This window comes from Cohnella hashimotonis (assembly GCF_030014955.1).
Lineage (GTDB): Bacteria > Bacillota > Bacilli > Paenibacillales > Paenibacillaceae > Cohnella > Cohnella hashimotonis.
Genome location: NZ_JAGRPV010000002.1, coordinates 220,500 through 240,221, shown reverse-complemented (window position 1 = coordinate 240,221; position 19,722 = coordinate 220,500). Strand labels below are relative to the sequence as shown.

Here is a 19,722-nt window from a genome sequence, read left to right as displayed (position 1 = left end):
TCTCCAATCGCGGTTTACAGTTTAAGCTTGCCAAACTCTTCATCGAATAAAATATCCTTGGCAAGCTCATTGGCGTGAGTTAAAGAAGCATGCGTTCCAGCGTCGGTCCACCAGCCTTGCAGGACGTCATAACCCATATCGTCCGTAGCAATATAAGCATTATTGACATCCGTTATTTCCAACTCTCCACGGGCGGAGGGCTTCAATGAACGGATAATCTCGAAGACCCGCGCATCAAACATATATATGCCGGTTACGGCGTAATTGCTCTTAGGCTGTTGCGGCTTCTCTTCAATGGAAATAATTCTTTTTTCTTGCAGCTCGGGAACGCCATAACGTTTGGGATCAGGTACTTCCTGAATTAAGATCTTGGCCCCGCTTCCTTTTTCTCGAAACGATTGCACATAAGGCGCGATGCTATCAGAGAATACGTTGTCTCCTAAGATAACCACCATTAAATCTTTATTTACAAAGTTCTCAGCGAGTCCGAGCGCTTGAGCGATGCCTCCCGCTTCATCTTGCACTTTGTATGTAAATGTAACGCCCATTTCTTGCCCGCTCCCAAGAAGGTTGACCACATCTCCCATATGATCTTTACCAGTTACGATTAAAATATCCGTAATACCGGCTTCTTTGAGTTTTGCTACTGCATGAAAAACCATTGGATACTTGCCAACAGGGAGTAGATGTTTATTTGTTACCTTCGTTAACGGAAATAAGCGGGAGCCAGTGCCCCCAGCCAAAATGATTCCTTTCATCTAAAAACCCCCAGCTAGTTTTTTTTGATGCCCCCGTAGCGAACTACAAACTTCAGTAGTTTTTTGCCGACCAACAAGACACGGGGTGTTCTTGTCCTCATTTGATTAAGAACTCTCCACCCGATTGTCATTTTAATAAGCTCGAGTTCTCGCCTTAAAAGCTCATAATCGTGAAACTGATCCGAATGAATATGAGTCTGTCTCATCCGGTTCAGCAACTCCTTATTATCAAGCCTTGAATGAGCGTTTCTTTGGCTTCTATTCATATTTGTTGTGTACAGTCTGGCATATTGTTCAACCATTGTATCGATAGATACTAGTTGAATGTCTTCTACGCATTTATTGATGGCATTCCATTCCTGAGGGCTTTGTCCGATAATTTTCTTAAAAGCTTGGAGTATAGAATCAAACTGCGTTGAATCTGCTATCCAACCTCCACCCGTTTTCAATACTCTCTCTTTAAGCGCACCTACCGGGGTGACGAGAACAGGGATTCGATGAGCCCACGCTTCGGACAAGGTATAAGAAAAGCTTTCCGGAACCGTCGATAGAAGACAGATTAAATCGGGGTTTATCCGATTAAGAAGTCCCTCTAAGTCTTTCCGTTCATAGGGCCCTATCTTCATCAAATTTTCTTGCTCGAGAAATTGTAGCTTGGGATCGCCAATTCCACCTACAACATACCATTCAATCTCTTTTTTATAGCTTCGTATTAACTTTGTTATAGACTCACTGCCCTTTGTAGGAGAGAGCCCCCCCAAAAAGCATACACGCAATGGACGATTTTCTCTCTCCCCTAACCGACTTGGACGCAGGGACGAATCCGAATCAATTCCATGTTCTATAACAAATATTTTGTCCTCTATGGAATTATCACAACTACTTTTCATCAGAGATTCTTTTATAAACATCGAAGGACAAATAATTCGATCAACGCTCGTAAGCAGACGTCTGACTGCGCCATTCCATGCTTCCGGCGAGATACGTTGCTGGTGGCTTAAGAGATAAAGATCATGAACGCTGATTATAACGTTTATTCCGAGCTTTTTCGCTTCAAAAACAGAATCGAAAGAATGCCTGATCAAGTGATGAATGTGTACAACGTCGATATTGAATGTCTCTAACACGCTTCTGACGATGCTAGCGTATTCTCTATGATGAATCTGCGTTGAAGTTAACGGATCATTTAATTTAAATCTTAGTGCCCCTGTGACCGTTCCCTTGTAATAACATTTTAGCCGAACCTCGAATCCGTTGCTTACCATAACAAAGATTCTTTTGTGTTCTAGTCTTGTTACTAAGTCTTTTACATGGTATTCCGTCCCTCCGACGGGATGATTATAAGCTTCGTCAAAAAAATTATGGAGAACATACAGAACATTCCCATCGGAGGCTTCTTGATACCGGTATTGATTTATCCTGACATCAATATTTTCGTGAATAATATCTAGTGAATGATTACTGATAAATTTTTGGATCATATCGTTATAATAAGGATATCGCTGAAGTAAAACTTGAATATTTTTTTGAATCAATTTAAGCTTTTCGCCTTGAAAGGACATAGAACCTTTATGATAAACATACGTATCGTCAGCCAGGATATGCACATAACCTTGTTCCAGTGCTCGACAGCAAAAGTCATTCTCTTCACCATAACCTTTGCCGAAAGCATTTTCATCAAAATAGCCGATCTCATCGATTACTTTTCTTTTAATGTACATGCAAAAGCCGACTGCAGTAGGAATTTCCGGGTACAGTCTAAGGGAGATTTCTTCTATAAAGTAAGAAAAATAATCGAGAGTAAAACCCTCGGGAACCTCATTGTCTTCATTAAAAACAGGTACTGAACAAATCGTTCCATTATTGGTTAAGGGGGTAACCGTAGCAATCGTTTCATCTGATTCGGCTGCTATAATTAGTTTATTAAGCCAATTGTCTGTAACGACAGTATCACTATTTAATAGTATTACGTCCCTATTGCTCATCCGCATACCTTTGTTAACAGTTCCTACAAAACCTAAATTGTTTTCATTTTCCGATACCTTAATCCCTTCAATTTCCTTAAGGCTATTTAAATAATCTGCCACTGCAGGATCTGGACTTTTATCATTTATGATGATGATTTGATGTTGTCTTTCTGTGTGCTTTAATAATGAATCTATACATTCACGCAGCTCCTCAAGAGCGTTATACACGGGAATGATAATATCGCACCTAGTTAAGCTCAAGGCCGCCTCTCCTTACTGCCATACTTTTTTTTTATTGCGCTTAGCTTCCTTCGAAACCTTCCAAACTTGCTCACAAGTCCTGTTTCCAATTTAGATATGCGCAGTTGAAGTTCCGCAATCAAAAGCTCTTTTTCTGCCAACTGCCGATCTCGCAATTCGATTGTTGAATGACATTGTTCTATATATTTAACGTTACGCCCCAATTGCTCGTCTTTTGATTCTATCGTATCCTGACACAGCTTAATGTAACCGTGATTTTTAAGTAGTAGCGTATCCCTATGTTCAATATCCTTCAGATATTGCTTTTCCTTTAATGCTGATTGGTGTAAATCCTCGATTAATTCATACTTCGATTTTACTTGGTGTGCTCTTGTATTGAACGAATCTTTATTGTATTGCTGAGAGTGAATATCCAGGCCTAATTTTAATCCACAAACGATTTCTATCAACTTCTTACTGTTTAATATGAAATCTTCATGTATATAATTGAGTTCTTCTTTTTGCAATTGAACATTACCTATGAGTAATACAAACAATAAGTTCCATAGTTCTTTATTAGGATTAACAGAACTCAACGTATGGCTTAAATGCTCAGTAACTACGCTTTGTAACCATTCATCTTCTTTAAAAAAGTAAATAAAATTAGCTTCATAAGAACCATATGGAAGAACTCCGTTGTCATGCAATTCATGAAAATAGTAAAACAAGAAACGTATAGGATCTATATTTGCATGCTGAGAAAACGCCGAAAACTCAAAGTCGATGCATACCATTTCTCCATCTTGTACGATAAGATTTGAAGGAGTCATATCGAGATGGGACAAGTTTATGGAAGTATGTCGTAGCGATTCCATATACTCTAATTTCATAACATTCGCAATATCAATAAAGTCTGATTCCAAGTCAAGTTCATGTATGTGATGTTCAAGACGTTCTAGCGACCTATCGATATAGCTCTCTGAAACTTGTTTGAAAGTACCCGCTTGATTGAGAAATGCTGAATAAAAAGCAGAAAATAGCTCAAAATCTTGGGAGATCGTTAATCGTAAATCAGGATCGTCAAGCGTATTCTGAAAAACTTGGTGTATATTATACTTCAGCTTTTGCTTGACCGATTTCCCTTTCATAAATTGTTCAAACGACACTTTACGTCCATTAATATCATGAAGACCAAATGAACGAGGGGTCATAGTTAATGTTAGTCGTTCCAACAAATGCTGTTCATTAATAACTTTTTTCTGATTGTTTCTGTTTCTAGAAAATTTAGCGACCAAACGAGGCTCTTGTTCTTGATCAATAAATATAAGGACCGTGCATTTGCTTGTAACATTTTTTTTATTTTGAGGATTGGAGAGAAGCATACTTGAGAGTTGATGAGGGCGACGATCAAAAAAAAGATTCCACGATTCCAATAGATATCTTTCAATTTGAGGTAGCATAGTTTTCCCTCTTTCTCGCTAAGATACTATATGAGTTTGTAAACTGTTTCATAGTATCGAAGCCATTAAGCAAATATCCAATGTCGATTGCTCTTTCTTTCCGCTCATCTCTCGGGGAGCTAGCTCTCATTATGTCCAACTGAAACTTTGTCACATTTGTATTGGATAAATTATGTAGCGATTCAATGCGTTTATAGTCGGGATATGGGCAAAAAAATTCTACATTTGAAAAAGACGCTTCATGCAAAAGATTGATATAACCATCCATATTATAAGTAAATGTGCGATAGTCCATTCCATTTTGCTTTTGGTTAAGCAGATTAGCTTCTTGTCGCTCCAAATAAGTAATATATTTAACTCCTGTATGATCGTCGGGATCCCCTAGAAGATATTTTAATCCGTAAGCATTCTCAATCCCAATATATAAATATCCGCCTTCTTTCAGCAATTCATAAGCTAATTTCAAGGCTTCTACTTGTCTATTTCGAGGATTTTCGGATTTTGAACCCATTCCGACCCATTCTAGTACGCCATTAAATGAAACCAAGTCAAATTGTCCGTTTTGAAAAGGATGTTTAAAGAAATCTGCGTGAACCGTGGTTAAATTAGATATCCCCTCTTGCTCTGCGCGAATGCGTGCAAACTCCAAACGATCCTTCGTACCCTCGAGAGCTACAACATGCTTAAAATTCCTGGCAAGCGCTACTGAGAGGGTTCCCCACCCTGCCCCTATATCTAGAATCGTTGAATTAAAGGGCAAATCAATTAAATATTGCCAATCTGCCCTAGTCTCATCGGCAATAATATCAACGACGAAAGGTTTTTCTTTAAAACTCTGCAAAGCTGCTGCAAGCCAACCCTGTTTTTTACAATTTATTATCAGTTCTCGCATTTCTTCAGGAGAAGAGTCGGAATAATAAAAGTCACTGCCTGGAAACAAATAAAGTCCGCCTTCTATTGGGTACCTTTTACCGCATGTAGAGCAAATTAAATGCTCTTGATCTACGTGCAGCAAACTCGAGCAATCAATACAACAAAAATTAATCATTTTCTTCCCCCTTAAGTGATTTATGGATGACTTTAATCATTGCTTGGGGGTCTACAAAACCGGCCGCTTTTTTATTCTCCACAATCTTGAATGTTGTCGCATCATAGCGACGGTCCAAAACCTCAATCCGATCGTCGTTCATTTGTACGAATCCAAAAGACACCACATAGTCTCCTGCATTTAGAACGATCGTTTGATCGAATTGAACTAATAAGCGTTCACCTTGCACTCTTAGACCTAAATCAATATTTTCATAGAGCGTATTCGTCCCTGTAACTTCTACTCCTGATATGCTCTTTATTGTATAGGCAATCAAACTATTTTCTGTTGGTCTTTCATATTCAACCTCAACACTAAAGGAGATCTTTTCACCGTGTTTAAAAACTCTGGACTTATTATTTTCTTCGCCCGTAACTTCAAAACTTACAATCTTACCTTGTCCGTTTCCATAACGAAACTCGTTCGAGTCCTCTTCTGTCTTCATAATTTCAGTAGGAGCCTGACTATACTTATTCTCTTCCTCGGCAATAAGCTTTGTATAATAGTTTATAACTTGATTAGGATGACCTTGCTGCAAAAATACTCCATTGTAAATAAGTATAGCTTCGTCGCAGAATTGTTTTACCAATCCCAAACTATGTGTAACAAAAAGAATAGTCACTCCGCGAGCTTTAAGCTCTTCGAATCTTCGAAAGCACTTCCTTTGAAAACGTTCATCCCCCACAGCTAAAGCTTCATCTACAATCAAAATATCTGGCTGAACATTAATGGCAACTGAAAATGCCAATCTCACATACATGCCGCTACTATATGTTTTTACAGGCCGATGAATGAAGTCTCCTATGTCAGCAAATTGAACAATGTCGGGAAATGCCTTATCTATTTCTTCTTTACTGACGCCAAGAATTGATGCGTATAAATAAACATTTTCTTTTCCAGTGTAGTCCGGGTTAAAGCCGGCACCTAGCTCTAACAAAGCAGAAATACGCCCACCGACGTACACGGAGCCAGTGCTGGGCTGTAGAATTCCAGTTATTATTTGCAAAAGTGTACTTTTCCCCGAGCCATTAGGCCCAACAATACCAAGCGTTTGGCCTCTTCGGACTTCAAAGCTTACATTATTTAAAGCCGTTACGGATAGAGCCTTATCCTTAGCGGTCAAAAGTTCTAATAAACGATGGTAGGGTCTTTTATAAATTTTATATGACTTCGAAAGTTCACTCACCCTAATAACGGCTTCGTTATTCATATTACATCCACAAACCCTTTTTTGGTTTTTTGAAATAGAAATTGGCCTACGATAAAAAGCACAAATGAACTGGCATATAAGTAGATCAATTTATTATCGGAAATTAGCTGGCCTTTGAATAAAGCAGACCTAAAACCCTCGACAACTTGCACTAAGGGATTCAGTTGAAAATATGGATGAAGCCTCTGCGGGACCACGCTCAGAGGATAGATAATAGTCGTGGCGTAAAACCAAATATTCACAAACACACCCACCAACTGGCCCATATCCCGGAAATATACGTTTAGGCAGCTAACTATCCAACTCATTCCTAGTGTTAATAAGAATAAGGGAATAAAATATACACCAATCAGGAAAACGCCCCAAGTAAAACTGCCGCCGACGATTAAGTTAAAACATAAAAGAATCGTTAAGCCAATTAAGAAGTTAACGCAATTAGCCAATAATAATGCAACCGGTAATATTTCAGATGGGAAAATTGTCTTCTTGATTAAATTTGCATGGTCAAGAACCGAACTCGTCGCTCTACTCAGCGATTCGGCAAATAAGGTCCATGGCAAGAGCCCCGCGTAAAGCCAAACCGGAAAGTTCGAAGTTCCTACCTCTTCACCGAGTCTAGTTTTTAACATCCAGGAAAATACGACTGAGTAAACACCCATAATTGTAAGAGGATGAACTAGAGACCAAAGGAAACCAAGAAAAGAACCGGCATATTTATTTTTCAACTCTTTTAATACAAAGTTTCGAATTAAAAATTTATTCGAATAGAGACTTCTTAGTGTAGTTCCAACATGCATTTTCAATCTCTCCCAGAGCACTCATTTATTGATTTCTTGAAGCCTGCCATTTCTGAAGAAATTGGAGGCCGAACTCCAGAAGATTATAGTATAAATTCCATTGGATCTTAAGAACTTGTATTAGGCTAGATTTGTAGACAGGCTGTCTATTCCGATTTCGAAGTCCTTCTTTAATACCTTCATAGTAAGCCTTATTTAAAGAGTTTCTTTTCATATTCCAACCCATAAGCAAGATTCCAATAATGATGAATGGCAAGTTCAAAATGATTTGAAGTCTCGGCATTAACTTACATAGCATATACACTGTATTCCTGCCAGTTAATCTCACCTTAAACTCGTTATATTTGCTTCCGCTAGTAGCACTTCCAAAGTGATATATTTGGGCATCAGAGCAATATATATTTTGATATCCATTTAAACGAGCGCGATATCCAATTTCAACATCTTCCAAATAAGCAAAAAAACCTTCATCGAAGTATCCGATTTTTTCAAATACCTCTGTCCGATAAATAGCCGCTCCGCCGCAACTGCTAAAGATCTTACTGCTTTGATTGTATTTACTGACTGACAATCCATGCCCTCTTTGAAATGCCCAACCTATGATGGTAAATTGATCCCCAGCGTTATCAATTAATAAAGGATCCCTCATTTGAATCATCCTACTGGAGCAAGAGAAAACTTGTGGTTGCGCCGCTATACAGTTATAGAGAGTTTCTAACCAGAAAGTTTCCGCTACTGTATCGGAATTCATCAACACAACAAACTGAGTCCGAGCGCTTTTTATTCCTATGTTTACAGCGGCACTAAAACCGACATTCTTTTCGAGTTCAATTAAATGTACTTTAGGGTACTTTTCTTTAATAAACTCTACGCTATTATCCTGAGAACCATTGTCGACGACAATTAATTTATATTCACTTACAGACTGATTACAAAGAGAATCCAAGCACGGACCGAGAAATTCCTTGCCATTATAATTAGGAATTACTACTGTAACTTCCAACTGGATCAACCTTCATTATTGTAATTTGTAGAAACCTCGCACCAACACCGTCAACCCATTCTTCTGCTTTGGATCCGGTTCAATCCCTCTGCCATCCCGCGGAAACAAGATCAAATGATTTGTCGCAATTGGCGAACCCGAAGCGATATCTGCGCCGGCCGTGAGATCCGATAGTCCGTTCGTGTCCGAGCTATACGCAACGGCTTTGCCAGTACGCACAACAATTTCTCCGCCGGCACTGACCATTAGCTTAGCTCCGAATGGCACAGTAACGACTTCGAGCTTTGATGCAGACTCCGGAGTCTGCGTGCCTTCGCCAGCATTACCGCCATTCTTTAAATCCGCGATTTTCTGATCCACATAACTTTTCGTCACGATCGGATCATCCGCGAGGCCTGGCGTTGTCTGTTGAACGTCTGCGTATGCGGATTGATACCAGTTAACGCCTCCTGCGACAACAGCAGCTGCGACAAGAATGCCAAAAGTCTTGGTATATCGATTCATGATGACCATCCCTTCATGCTCAATGATTGGTGACCGATTGCGCCTCTGCTTTGAAAATAACGGGATCTCGAACAATCTGCGACTTATCGTAGTTAGACCAGAAGTCCGGGTGCATACTGAAGCGTCTTCTAATCAGCACAGGAAGCTGCTTGTAAGATACGCCCAGTCGGTATCCCAAATACTTAGCAGCTGCTTCACCGACCCATCGCGGAGTCCATCTCCAGTTCCCTTGTTTCCACAAGCGTCCTAGCTGTTCCTTGACAAGCCGGCCGCCCTCTTTTTCCGCTCGCGCATATTGGAAGATCCATTCGTTCATCCGCATGGATACGCCGATATCGAAATTGCGTTTGAATTGTTTTTTTAGACTGTAGTCGTGAGAATGAATGACGCTGGCTCGCGGGTTATACACGACGGCATAGCCATTGGTAATACACTTTGCCGCAATCATCATATCCTCATTCAAAATAATCGGTGCCGGGAAGCCTCCTAATTGGATGAACGTATCTCTGCGAATCGCCGAACACACATTGGTGAAGAAAAAGAGTTTGATGCCGAAACGGTCCAAATCGGCCAGCGTTTTATGAATATACAGTTCCGGGTAGTTAATATCACGGGTCATCCGTTCTAGCACGTTTGACTCGGGTCGCGCGATCTGCCTTCCGCACACTGCCGCAACCTTCGTGTCCGCGAAGGGCGCAATGATTTCTTCAATGAATCTTTCATGCTGAGGTACCGCATCTTGGGTCATATATACGAGCACGTCGCCTGTAGCTTTCTGCGCAGCAAGGTTTCTCGTACCGCCGTGATCGAACTCCTTGCGCTCTACCGACATGACTCTAGCACCCAGCCTTTTAGCAAGTAGAAGAGTCCCATCATCCGAACGAGAGTCTACAACGATAATCTCGTGCGGTTTCACTGTTTGTTCCTGCAGCATGCCAATTAACTTGAACAGGTACTTCTCCGCGTTCAGCGTCGGCAGGATAACCGATACTTTCACTGTTATCCCTCCTTTCTATTTGAGCTGCTCTAGTTGGTTTGCTTCGTTTTCATCAGCTGTGATTAATTTATCATATAAAGCTTGATCGTCTTGGCCTAGCTTTCGTAATGCAGCCAAGTAGTATCTGGCTACCTTACGATTGACGCCCTCCGCACTCAAATCCTCCTGTACGGCTGGTTTTAAAGTTTCGGCGGCCTGTGCATAATCCCCATTATCATAAGCTATTTCGCCAAATGCCAGTCTTGCAGTGTTAGAGATAACGAAGGCACGATTAAGCTCGACTGTCTTGGGTAATTGTTGTACGACGTTTTCTTGTTCAATGATCTTTTGAAAATATCGCTTAACCGCCTCGGCCGTTGCCTTAGCCCCCTCGGTATCGCTCGCTTGGCGCTGTTGCTCCCACTTGGTCAGCAGCGCGGACTCGAGCTGATCGTAGAAGGTTTGTTCAAACGGATATTGAACGACGGCCTTCTGCATAATGTCAATTGCATCATCTTGTTTGCCGCGAATCATCTGGATCGTGAAATTCAAGTCCACGCCTGGGCGATAATACGGTTCAGTTTTCACTAGCTTTGCAAGATACTTCTCCGCTTCCTGCAGGTAAGTCTCGTCTTTGGATTGATCGTATGCTTGGTAGTTCCAGACGGTTAATTGTTGGAGCAATACGGGATGCCCCGACGTAATCTTCAGCCCTTTCTTTAGCGGGTCGACAATCTCCGAGAAAGGTTTCTGCTGCGCGTAGGCATCGTTTGCATTTTCAATTTGACTAGAGCTGTATAATCTTAAGCTAGCGATGACGATGAGCGCCACCCCCAGGACAGCCAATACGCCTGAACTGGCTTGTTTGATCCATCTCGCTTGTTTCACCGGCCATTGTTTTACTGGTGACAGTGCCCCGCTGAGCACGCCAAGACAGAGGAATACTAGGATATTATAGAGCAAGTAACTCATTTCAAAATCGATTGACGCATGCAATAGAATCGTAATAGGTACGACGAAGTAAAAGATGTATTTGTTGCGATACGCTTCGGACATTCTCCTGTACTTCACGACAAAGGTAATTAACGAAAACAGGATAAGACCGATAATGGCAATTGTACCGACTATACCGACTTCGACGAGTAATTTTGTAATGAAACTATGCGTTTGTGCGCTTAAGTATGGATAGGATTGATACTTCTCGTACGATGCCTCCCATGCCCCGCTGCCGCCTCCAAGAATCGGATAGTCCTTCCACAGCTGGATTGCGTTCTTATACATTCTTAGACGCTCGTAAACGCTATGCGTTTCAAAGTTTACGCCTTCAATCCGATTGCGAAGCACCGGCGGCAACAACCTTACCATCGTATCTGACAGTATAGCAAGAGCACCTAAAATAAACAGAACTAGAAGTCCAATCGGCAGCCAAATACCCGAACGATTCGACGCTCGTGCACCGATCTTCGCTTGGAGCTTTGGCTCTATGTACCTCTCTATCGCGTAGGTTATGGCCCCCATGACTAACGATGCAACGATTAAAATCGCCCAGTATCCGACCGCATCGCCTGAGAAAATGGAAACCGTTTTGTAACTTTGCTCGGCAGCTTTTGCAGCCAGAATGTCGTTGACGACTTTGATTCCTCTATCAGCTAACTTAGAGTAGATCATTAGCGATATTCCCATACCGATAACCGAGTATAGAATTAACTTGATTTGAATTTTTAAGCGGAGCATTGCCAATGTAATAATTGCGATTATAGGGAGCACGACAAGCGCGCCTCGGGACAATGTCAGCAAAAAGGAAACCAGCACCGGCACGAGCATTATCCCGTGGAGAATTTGAATCCCTTTGCGTTGCGTACGGTTGATCTCGAGCAGCATGACGATCCACATAATAAGCAACAATACGGCATACGCGTTGGCATATTGAAACACGGAGGTAATTCGAATGCCGTCCTGCGGGGTTAAGGAATCTAGTAGATATGCGTTACCAAACATAGTTAGAAACCCGAAGGCGACAAGAAAGTATCCAAAGATCAGGAACACAAGAGGAAAACGATCTGTAAGTTGGTCGGATCTCGACCAGAACGTACCGGCTACATAAAACAAAAACAGTGCCAAATGAATAAGGATTCCGATCTTGGCCATATACGGGGAAAAAGCTTGAAAAGAGCTCAATACATATACAAGAGGGATTAAAATTGCTAAAGCACTTATTACTATATTAGCTCTCGTCCATTCAAAGTTTCGGTTACTTATCTGTAGGATAAGCCACATTGTTATGAAAGCCGAAACAATCAAAGCCAATAAGGCCGGGCTCTCGAACTGATACTGGTTTGGACTATGAAGTCCGTAACCGAGGAAGATACCGTTGTTAAACATCGCGATAAACAAGATGAATGCGATCCATCCCCAGGCAAACCACTCTCTAAAACCCGACTTCTCTTGACGCTTCAACATTGCCACTCCTCATCAATACGCGCCTGTGCCCTTAATAACCACAGGAATCGTTTTTAACAATATCTTCATCTCCAGCGCAATGCTCCAACGCTCGATATACTGAATGTCCAGATCGATCCATTCTTCAAAACGAAGATCGCTTCTACCGCTAACCTGCCAGAGTCCCGTCATTCCAGGAAGTACATCCATCCGCCGCCAATGGTAATTGGTATACTGGGCAACCTCGTCGGGCAGTGGTGGTCTAGGTCCGATCAGGCTCATGTCCCCTCTCAGCACGTTCCAAAGCTGCGGGAGCTCATCCAATGAGTATTTGCGCAGCCATCGACCGGAGCGCGTAACTCGCGGATCCTCTTTCACTTTAAAGGCTGGACCTCCGCTAACTTCATTTGATTTGGCCAGGTTCTCTCTTTGAAGCTCAGCATTTATGCACATGGATCTAAATTTCATCATGGAGAACGGTACGCCGTTTTTACCGACTCTTACCTGCTTGAAGAATATGGGACCGTTTGAGTCCAGTTTGATCCACAAACCCAATATGAAGAACACGGGGGATAATAGAATAAGTAGAATGGCGCTGATCATCATATCGAATAGTCGCTTTAATACAATATTCATACCCCTCAATGGTGTTTTCACGACTTCCATGTACGGTTGACTGGCCTCCGTATGAAAGGCGAAAACGGTTGACATTCGATCGAACATTTCCGGTATAATCCGGATATCGACATTGTACTTGTAAATGGTGTGCAAGATCGAATCGATAACGGTGCGTTCGGAAGGTATCGTTATATACACAATATCGATATGTTGATTTTGCAATACCGCTTCCAACTCTGCCGTCTTGCCGATTACTTCAGAACCAATTTTATAATCGTCCAAGTAGCCGACGATCTGGAATTTTTGGCTTCTTTCCTGCTCCAGCATTCTCTGCAGTTCATTTCCGACTTTGCCTGCGCCTATGATCAGAACGCGATCTTGCAGATACCCCTTTGCGTTTAAAGCTTGATTCATATATTTATGTGTAGCTCGCCAAATGATAGCTTCCACAAGCATCAGAATCGCGAACGTTACTAGCGTCACTCGGGAGTAGATAAACGTCGTTTTCAATAGAAATGTGATACCGATCGACATGAGAAACGCATAACTTGTTGCCTTAGCAGAGAACAGTAATTCTTCGGTAAGCCCACGCTCTCTTTTTCCAGAAAAGAGGACGCCTTGCGCTCGAATAAATCCATGAATAAGCAGAATCATGCCTAAAAATAGCAAATACTTGTCGAACACATAGACTTCGCGGATCCAATGGATGGGATTCATCGTATGGACTGCCGGATAGTCTGGAATTACTTTTACATACATGAGTAAGTAGAACGTTAAAATATATATGCCGTATTCGCCAGTTAGGAAGGAAATCTGTATCCATCTCTTGAGTTTATCAAGCTTAATTCGCTTACTGGAAGCATTCCCTACCGCCTTGATACGACTCTGTGTGATGCTCTTGGTGGTTGCTATCCGCTTTGCTTCCATCCTTTTCACCATCATTCGGGTATAGATACCTCTATTTTAACACAATTTCCGACACGCGGGACGAATGTATTTTCCAGTTCTGTGAATAAAAAACTGCCGGTATAGGATAAATACCGGCAGTTCATTGGCACAAAGCTATTATCCATTTGAATTCGTATCGGCTGTCCAATCGTTCGTATAGAACCAAAATTCGATTGCGCGTTCCGCAACCAGCTTTTTAGCACCTTGAACCATTTCGTAGAGACGGAGCTTATACTTGAGTGTAGCATCATATCCATTATTCGGATTCGCTTTTTTAATAATGAGCTCTTGATTCGTACCTGCTTTAAGCGTCGTAGCCGCTGCGTCGCCTTCGATCGTTACGTCTTGCGACAGATAATTCGTTTCTTTTCCATCCGAGTTAACGCCTACTACCTCTAAGACAAGCTTACGATCCGTCGAGTAAATATCGTAAGAGGTATCCTTGTCCAGATTATAATCTAGCGTCAATTGAATATCATCCCCAAGCAGCGTCGGGAAGAACTTATTAATCGTGAACTTGTATGGCAGCAAGCTGATGTCCTTAAACGTACTGTATAGTCTCTGCTCCTGCGGAAGGCCGTAGGAGACTGCGTTAATGAAGCCTTCAGCAGCCGTTTTAGCATCTGTATACTTGGTATCTGAAACGCCTTCGCCTACGATCAACTTTAAGTTGTTTGTGTCGTAGTTTTGCGGCACAGTGGCAGTAAACGTAAGCAGGGCTTTGTTCGAAGCATTAACTTGACCTTCAGCCATCGTTGCAGTAGCCGGGAAGATATCCCCGTTATCGCTCCTGAATAAACCTACCAACCTTACCGGATCGATGGTGCGCTTTTCCGAACTTGTCAGTGTCATTTGCACCGAGAAAACTTTACTTGTAACCGTATTGTACACATTTACATTGTTTAATTGAGCTGTCATCTTGCTGCCTTCACGATCAATGTTCATAATCTTATCAACGGCATACGATGGAATTTGGGCCAAGTAAGACGTGCCCGTCAATTCTCCAAGCTTGGTCGTCGTCTTATCATCGACCTTATTGTTCAGGACTAACTGAGCCTTAGTAAAGTTAAAATTAGATGGGAGCTTTGCGTATACGTCCAGGTCTACATAGCTGCCTGCATTTAAACCAAATTGATTGTTCACTGCAATGGTTTTAAATTCAAGCTTCGTCTTTTCATCCAAGTAAAAATAGCCGGAAAGTGCCGGAATGGATACAGCTGTTTTAGACTTGTTGGTAAGTCGAATTCTAGCTGACAGTACATCTTGACTGTTCCAAGGCTCCCTAATCAACGATGTCAGCTTATATTGATACGTGCCCTCCGTATTTGTATAAGTGAAGTTATCGGTTGATGTAGAAGTAGTCGGCGTGCCCTTGCTGAAATAAAGATTATAAGTACCGACTGGAAGCGTAACAGCCGTTTCTCCACCACTATCTTTTAAAATCATGAGTTTCCAGCCCGTCTTAGCCAATGCATTAGGAACAGTCGCCGTGATACTGAGTTCTTTGCGCGTTAGCGGTTGTATCGAGAGATCGTCTGTAATCGAAGGTGTAGCTTCGTACATAATGCCGCTGGCAGTCACAAGATAATACTTGTACTTACTAAGCGTAACGGCTTTCTTCCCGATATTGTTATATACATATTTGACCGTAATGAGCTGCTCATCGTCGCCTGATGCTGCGATCGTAGAAGAAGTTACCTTCGAGTTCAATGTCGTCGTAGAAAAATACAAAGACTTGTACGAACCAGCAGCTACGACGTTATTAAAATTTTTAGGGAACGTGAACTTACCAACGCCTTGCTCATAACCGGCCACACTGAAGTTAAACTTAACGACTCTAAAAACCAGGTCCGATAACTTCGTCGACTCACCTACGGTAGCATACAACGTAATCATGCTTTTAGAGTTTGGAGCCACTCTGGTGAGCTTTGCATCTGCTGCCGACGTCTTAATGGAATAAGTACTGCCCGACAAGTTGGCTAACCTGAACCAATAGTTCGAGAGATCCAGAGAAGTGGAACTGCCGTTATAAATACTCAAAGTAAATGCAGCAATCTGTCCACCATCCACTGGGGTCAGGCCAACATCAACCAAATTAATATAGCTGGTACTACTTAAGTAAATAGGTTTAACGACTTGCGATACGGCCGTTATTTTAGGCGCAGCCGCTGCTGTCGTAGTTGCAGCATAAGCCGAAACTGGCGCTATAGCCCACATGGCTGCGGTTAGTCCAATTAGCACTTTAAACTTTTTACTAGATCTGTTCATCCGGCGATCCTCCCTAAACTCTATTGCTTTTATTATAGCTTGCACACATGAATATTACGTGAACCGCATCTTACCCTACTACTATAGACGACGGATCTGGGCAAAAAGTTGTGACAAAAGAAAAAAAGAGCAAGCCCGAAGGCTTGCTCTTCTTTAGGTGAAGAGAGATTACTTGTTGAGCGTTACGTCAGCGATTTGGTTGCCGTTAACATCATAGATTTGCGCATTTGCAAACTTAACAGCGATCGTTTGCGAAGCAGCAAAGACATTGTTGTCACTCAATGCTTCAATTCTCAGGGTCGTACCCGAAGCAGTTACAGTCAGATTCGCCACCTTAGTCGTGCTGCCGTTGATATAAACTTCAACGCCAGTGATGTTAGCAGCATTAGCAGTAGCAGTATTGACAGACTCGCTCAGCGAAACAGTCAAAACCTTATCGCTAACTACAGCGATATTAGAAGCAGTAGGCTTAACATTCTCAGCAATATAAACATTGCCGTTAGAGATGTCGCCAGAAGCAGTCGACAGTGTGTTGCCAGCTTCATCAGTGATGTTGCTTACGGAAACCGTACGGTAACCGCTGCTCGTGATAGAGTTGGCAGGCAGATCGGCAACGATCGTATAACGATTTTCAACAAAGCTGATGCTCGTGCCAGTCGGCAGTGCAACGCCGTTGATCAGGAACTTCGAAATATCCGGAGTACCTAATGCGAGCGTAGGATTGCCTGCAGTACCATCATTGTAACCAAATTCAAACCTCAGTTGACCAGCCTTCGGAGCAGAAATTGCTACACGAAGTTTGCCGCTTGCAGTGGATCCAGAGGAAACCGTTACAGTAGCGCTCGACAGGTCACTCGCGATTTTGTTAGCATTTGCGGAAGCATCATAGATGTAGGCAGAAGACGCGTACTTGACCGTAAAGGTATAAGTACCAGCAACGAACGACGAGCCACTCTTGTTGAAGACGAGATAGTTATTTTCGCCTTCGCTAGCACTCGGAATACCGTTGTTGTTGTTGTTGGCATCATAACCAACAGACCATGCGCCCGCCAAAGGACCAGCGGCATACTTAACGCCATTCGTGTCCGTGAAGCTCGCATTGAGGACAGGAGTGCCTGCTACTTTAACTTCTTCGTCGAATTTGAAAACAACTTTATTGCCATCGACAAACGTCGTTTGCAGTACAGGAGCAGTCGTATCCTTTGTAATCGTAACGCTCGTCGTGTAGTCAGCGCCAGTGTTGCCTACGGCATCCTTATAGCCGCTGATCGTTACGGAAGAGTTCAGGAAGTTAGCGCCGTTCAGCCAGCCGTTCAGATCGAACGTAACTGTGGATGCGCTGGAATCGTAGTTACCACCAACAACATCAGCCTTGCCAGAAGCGCTAGCAACACCACCGTATACAACGCCTGCCGTAGTCTTGCCAAGCGGCTCGCTGTACTTAACGGTCAAAATCGTACCGTTAATCGTAGCGGAAACTACAGTAGGAGGAGTCGTGTCGTTAGGAACTTGCAGCGTGGTGCTGTACTCGAACTTCGTGCCGGCAAGATCTTGAGCGCCAACGATGTTCAGCGTATAGCTCGTGTTCTTGCTCAGACCCGTGATGTCGATCGAAGTAACATCGCCATCAGCGTCGGCATTGTTTTTGTAGCCAATACCGGAACCGTTCAGATTGATAACAGAGCCATTGATGGAAACTGTGTTAACCAAGCTAGCAGCCTTAACCGGCTCGCTGAACTTGATGGTAGGAACCGTACCCAGCCATGTAACTTCAGTTACAGTCGGAGCAGCGGAATCCGTCAGTTGAACAGCTTGCTTGTATGCAGTTACGGCTTGACCGGAAGCGGACTTAAGACCAGACTTCACTTCAAACTGTTGGTAAGAACCAAGCAGGTTAACGAAGTTAGCGAATGTCAGCGTAGCAACCGTCTTGTCAGAGTTAAGGGAAACAGATTTAGGGTTGCCAGCACCGCTCAGAACAAAGTACGAGTTAGCAGTGTTGAGCGAATAAGAAACGCCACCAACGGACGTACCTTCTTGAACAGCCTTGTTGAAGGTAACTGCGATTTGCTTGCCGTTCAGTACTGCAACGGAAGAAACTGCGAAACCGCCGATCGTAACTTCCTTCTCAACTGCAGCGGAAGCCTTGTCGCCGTCGTATGCAACGACAGTGAACTTGTAAGTACCAGCAACTTGCTTAGCAGTCGTGTACGTGAAGGTCTTGTCGTCCTTCAGCGTAGCAGCTACTGCAGTAGCCGTACCTTGAGCAACCTTAACGCTGTCAGCCGTGCCGACAACCTTACCAGCTACAGTGATCGTGTCGTCAGCGTTAACCGTAACCGTTACGCCATCAAGAACCGGACGGGCCTTGAGTTGCGTTACGATGTAAGCAACGTCGATCGTTTGGCCACGCGTAGCGTTAGCCTTGTAGTTCGAAGGAACAGCCAGGCCAGCGTTGGTAGCAGCTTGGATGTACGGGCCAGCCCATGCGGACGAACCAGCAACAACAGCGCCGTCAACCGGCTTGATGCCAGCGAGGGTAACAGCAACCTTGATCACTTGCTCAACAGTTACGTTCAGCTTAGGACCAAACTTGCCAGCGCCGATACCGTTAACCAGACCAGCGTCGGAAGCGGATTGGATAGCCGTGAAGTACCAGTCTTTAGCCTTGACGTCAGAGAAAGAAGACGTCGTGTTGACCAGCTTCAGACCGCCAACGCTTGCAACGATCGTTGCGAACTCAGCGCGAGTCAGCGTGGAGTCCAGACGCGGATTGCCGCTTGGATCACCCTTCAAAACACCTTGATCAACGAACCACTGATACTTTTGCGCAGTGGTCAGTTCAGTTGTAGCGGCAGATGCCATAGAGGCAAACATGCCGAATACCATAGCGAGTGCTATGAGAAGAGACAAACTTTTCTTCATAACCTTTTTTTCTCCTCCTCGGAAAGGACTCTGTAATGTTTGTGTAGAAGATTTGTAGCTCGATTCTCTCATCGGTGTGTCACCCCCTCTCCGGAGTTGAGCGTTGTCTATAATTGATGTCTGCACATGTCTATGGTAGTAGAAGCATGTCGCAGAAACTCGTAAACACGCAGAAAATGGCCAGGGTAAATAATGCCACTTTGATCATTATACATGCGGGCAAACCTAGCGTAAAGAGAATTCTTGGAAAAGCTAGCCGCTCGTATGTCTTAAGTCCCTCTTGCGAGTCACATGATGTTAGACGCAGTTCGTCACGAAAAGTTGCGTCGTCACTCAATTTTTTTGAGCAATTTTTTTCCGGATTTGTCCTGACTACTTTTTACACGGAATCAGGGGCTTCCAATCATGCTTGTCTTCTTTCCGCAGCCTTCTATGTATTACTTAAGACTTCCATAGTATAGCTTACGGTCGATGGCCCCGTCATTGCCAAAAGTTTTCCTCCAGCGCACAATTCTATGAAAA

General features: G+C 43.0%; 13 protein-coding genes. All 13 read right to left on the bottom strand.

All coding sequences use genetic code 11. The features are described 5' to 3' along the window. Positions 1-14: 14 nt before the first annotated feature. A complete protein-coding gene (locus KB449_RS35545; RefSeq protein WP_282913151.1) occupies positions 15-758 on the bottom strand; it encodes a sugar phosphate nucleotidyltransferase in 744 nt (247 codons plus the stop codon). A gap of 14 nt (positions 759-772) precedes the next feature. Then, complete coding sequence (locus tag KB449_RS35540) at positions 773-2,986, bottom strand: glycosyltransferase (RefSeq protein ID WP_282913150.1); 2,214 nt, start codon at positions 2,984-2,986, stop codon at positions 773-775. Then, a complete protein-coding gene (locus tag KB449_RS35535; RefSeq protein WP_282913149.1) occupies positions 2,983-4,425 on the bottom strand; it encodes a BUD32 family EKC/KEOPS complex subunit in 1,443 nt (480 codons plus the stop codon). Before KB449_RS35535 ends, KB449_RS35540 begins: the two co-directional genes overlap by 4 nt. Continuing rightward, positions 4,409-5,473 (bottom strand): class I SAM-dependent methyltransferase, encoded by a 1,065-nt coding sequence (locus KB449_RS35530; protein WP_282913148.1) that lies wholly within the window; start codon positions 5,471-5,473, stop codon positions 4,409-4,411. Before KB449_RS35530 ends, KB449_RS35535 begins: the two co-directional genes overlap by 17 nt. After that, positions 5,466-6,722: an ABC transporter ATP-binding protein gene (locus KB449_RS35525; protein WP_282913147.1), complete on the bottom strand. Its 1,257-nt coding sequence runs from the start codon at positions 6,720-6,722 to the stop codon at positions 5,466-5,468. Before KB449_RS35525 ends, KB449_RS35530 begins: the two co-directional genes overlap by 8 nt. Continuing rightward, on the bottom strand, positions 6,719-7,519 hold the full coding sequence (locus tag KB449_RS35520) for an ABC transporter permease (protein ID WP_282913146.1): 801 nt from the start codon (positions 7,517-7,519) through the stop codon (positions 6,719-6,721). The genes KB449_RS35525 and KB449_RS35520 overlap by 4 nt, the downstream gene beginning before the upstream one ends. Before the next feature lie 25 nt (positions 7,520-7,544). Then, positions 7,545-8,522 (bottom strand): glycosyltransferase family 2 protein, encoded by a 978-nt coding sequence (locus tag KB449_RS35515; protein WP_282913145.1) that lies wholly within the window; start codon positions 8,520-8,522, stop codon positions 7,545-7,547. Between the two features lie 15 nt (positions 8,523-8,537). Beyond that, on the bottom strand, positions 8,538-9,026 hold the full coding sequence (locus tag KB449_RS35510; RefSeq protein ID WP_282913144.1) for a hypothetical protein: 489 nt from the start codon (positions 9,024-9,026) through the stop codon (positions 8,538-8,540). A gap of 19 nt (positions 9,027-9,045) precedes the next feature. Then, positions 9,046-10,023, bottom strand: coding sequence for a glycosyltransferase family 2 protein (locus tag KB449_RS35505; protein WP_282913143.1), 978 nt, complete (start codon positions 10,021-10,023; stop codon positions 9,046-9,048). Between the two features lie 15 nt (positions 10,024-10,038). Beyond that, entirely contained in the window at positions 10,039-12,459 is a 2,421-nt protein-coding gene (locus KB449_RS35500; RefSeq protein WP_282913142.1) for an O-antigen ligase family protein, read from the bottom strand. A 15-nt stretch (positions 12,460-12,474) separates the two neighbouring features. After that, a complete protein-coding gene (locus tag KB449_RS35495; protein ID WP_282913141.1) occupies positions 12,475-13,986 on the bottom strand; it encodes a sugar transferase in 1,512 nt (503 codons plus the stop codon). 138 nt (positions 13,987-14,124) lie between these two features. After that, positions 14,125-16,275 carry a hypothetical protein gene (locus tag KB449_RS35490; protein ID WP_282913140.1) on the bottom strand — a complete coding sequence of 717 codons (2,151 nt, stop codon included), beginning with the start codon at positions 16,273-16,275 and terminating at the stop codon, positions 14,125-14,127. 168 nt (positions 16,276-16,443) lie between these two features. Then, positions 16,444-19,200 (bottom strand): S-layer homology domain-containing protein, encoded by a 2,757-nt coding sequence (locus tag KB449_RS35485; RefSeq protein WP_282913139.1) that lies wholly within the window; start codon positions 19,198-19,200, stop codon positions 16,444-16,446. Positions 19,201-19,722: the final 522 nt, after the last annotated feature.

Excerpts from the sequence above, each read along its gene's own strand:
- KB449_RS35545 (WP_282913151.1), bottom strand. The coding sequence starts at position 758 with ATGAAAGGAATCATTTTGGCTGGGGGCACTGGCTCCCGCTTATTTCCG.
- KB449_RS35535 (WP_282913149.1), bottom strand. The coding sequence starts at position 4,425 with ATGCTACCTCAAATTGAAAGATATCTATTGGAATCGTGGAATCTTTTT.
- KB449_RS35530 (WP_282913148.1), bottom strand. The coding sequence starts at position 5,473 with ATGATTAATTTTTGTTGTATTGATTGCTCGAGTTTGCTGCACGTAGAT.
- KB449_RS35525 (WP_282913147.1), bottom strand. The coding sequence starts at position 6,722 with ATGAATAACGAAGCCGTTATTAGGGTGAGTGAACTTTCGAAGTCATAT.
- KB449_RS35520 (WP_282913146.1), bottom strand. The coding sequence starts at position 7,519 with ATGCATGTTGGAACTACACTAAGAAGTCTCTATTCGAATAAATTTTTA.
- KB449_RS35510 (WP_282913144.1), bottom strand. The coding sequence starts at position 9,026 with ATGAATCGATATACCAAGACTTTTGGCATTCTTGTCGCAGCTGCTGTT.
- KB449_RS35495 (WP_282913141.1), bottom strand. The coding sequence starts at position 13,986 with ATGGAAGCAAAGCGGATAGCAACCACCAAGAGCATCACACAGAGTCGT.
- KB449_RS35490 (WP_282913140.1), bottom strand. The coding sequence starts at position 16,275 with ATGAACAGATCTAGTAAAAAGTTTAAAGTGCTAATTGGACTAACCGCA.
- KB449_RS35485 (WP_282913139.1), bottom strand. The coding sequence starts at position 19,200 with ATGAAGAAAAGTTTGTCTCTTCTCATAGCACTCGCTATGGTATTCGGC.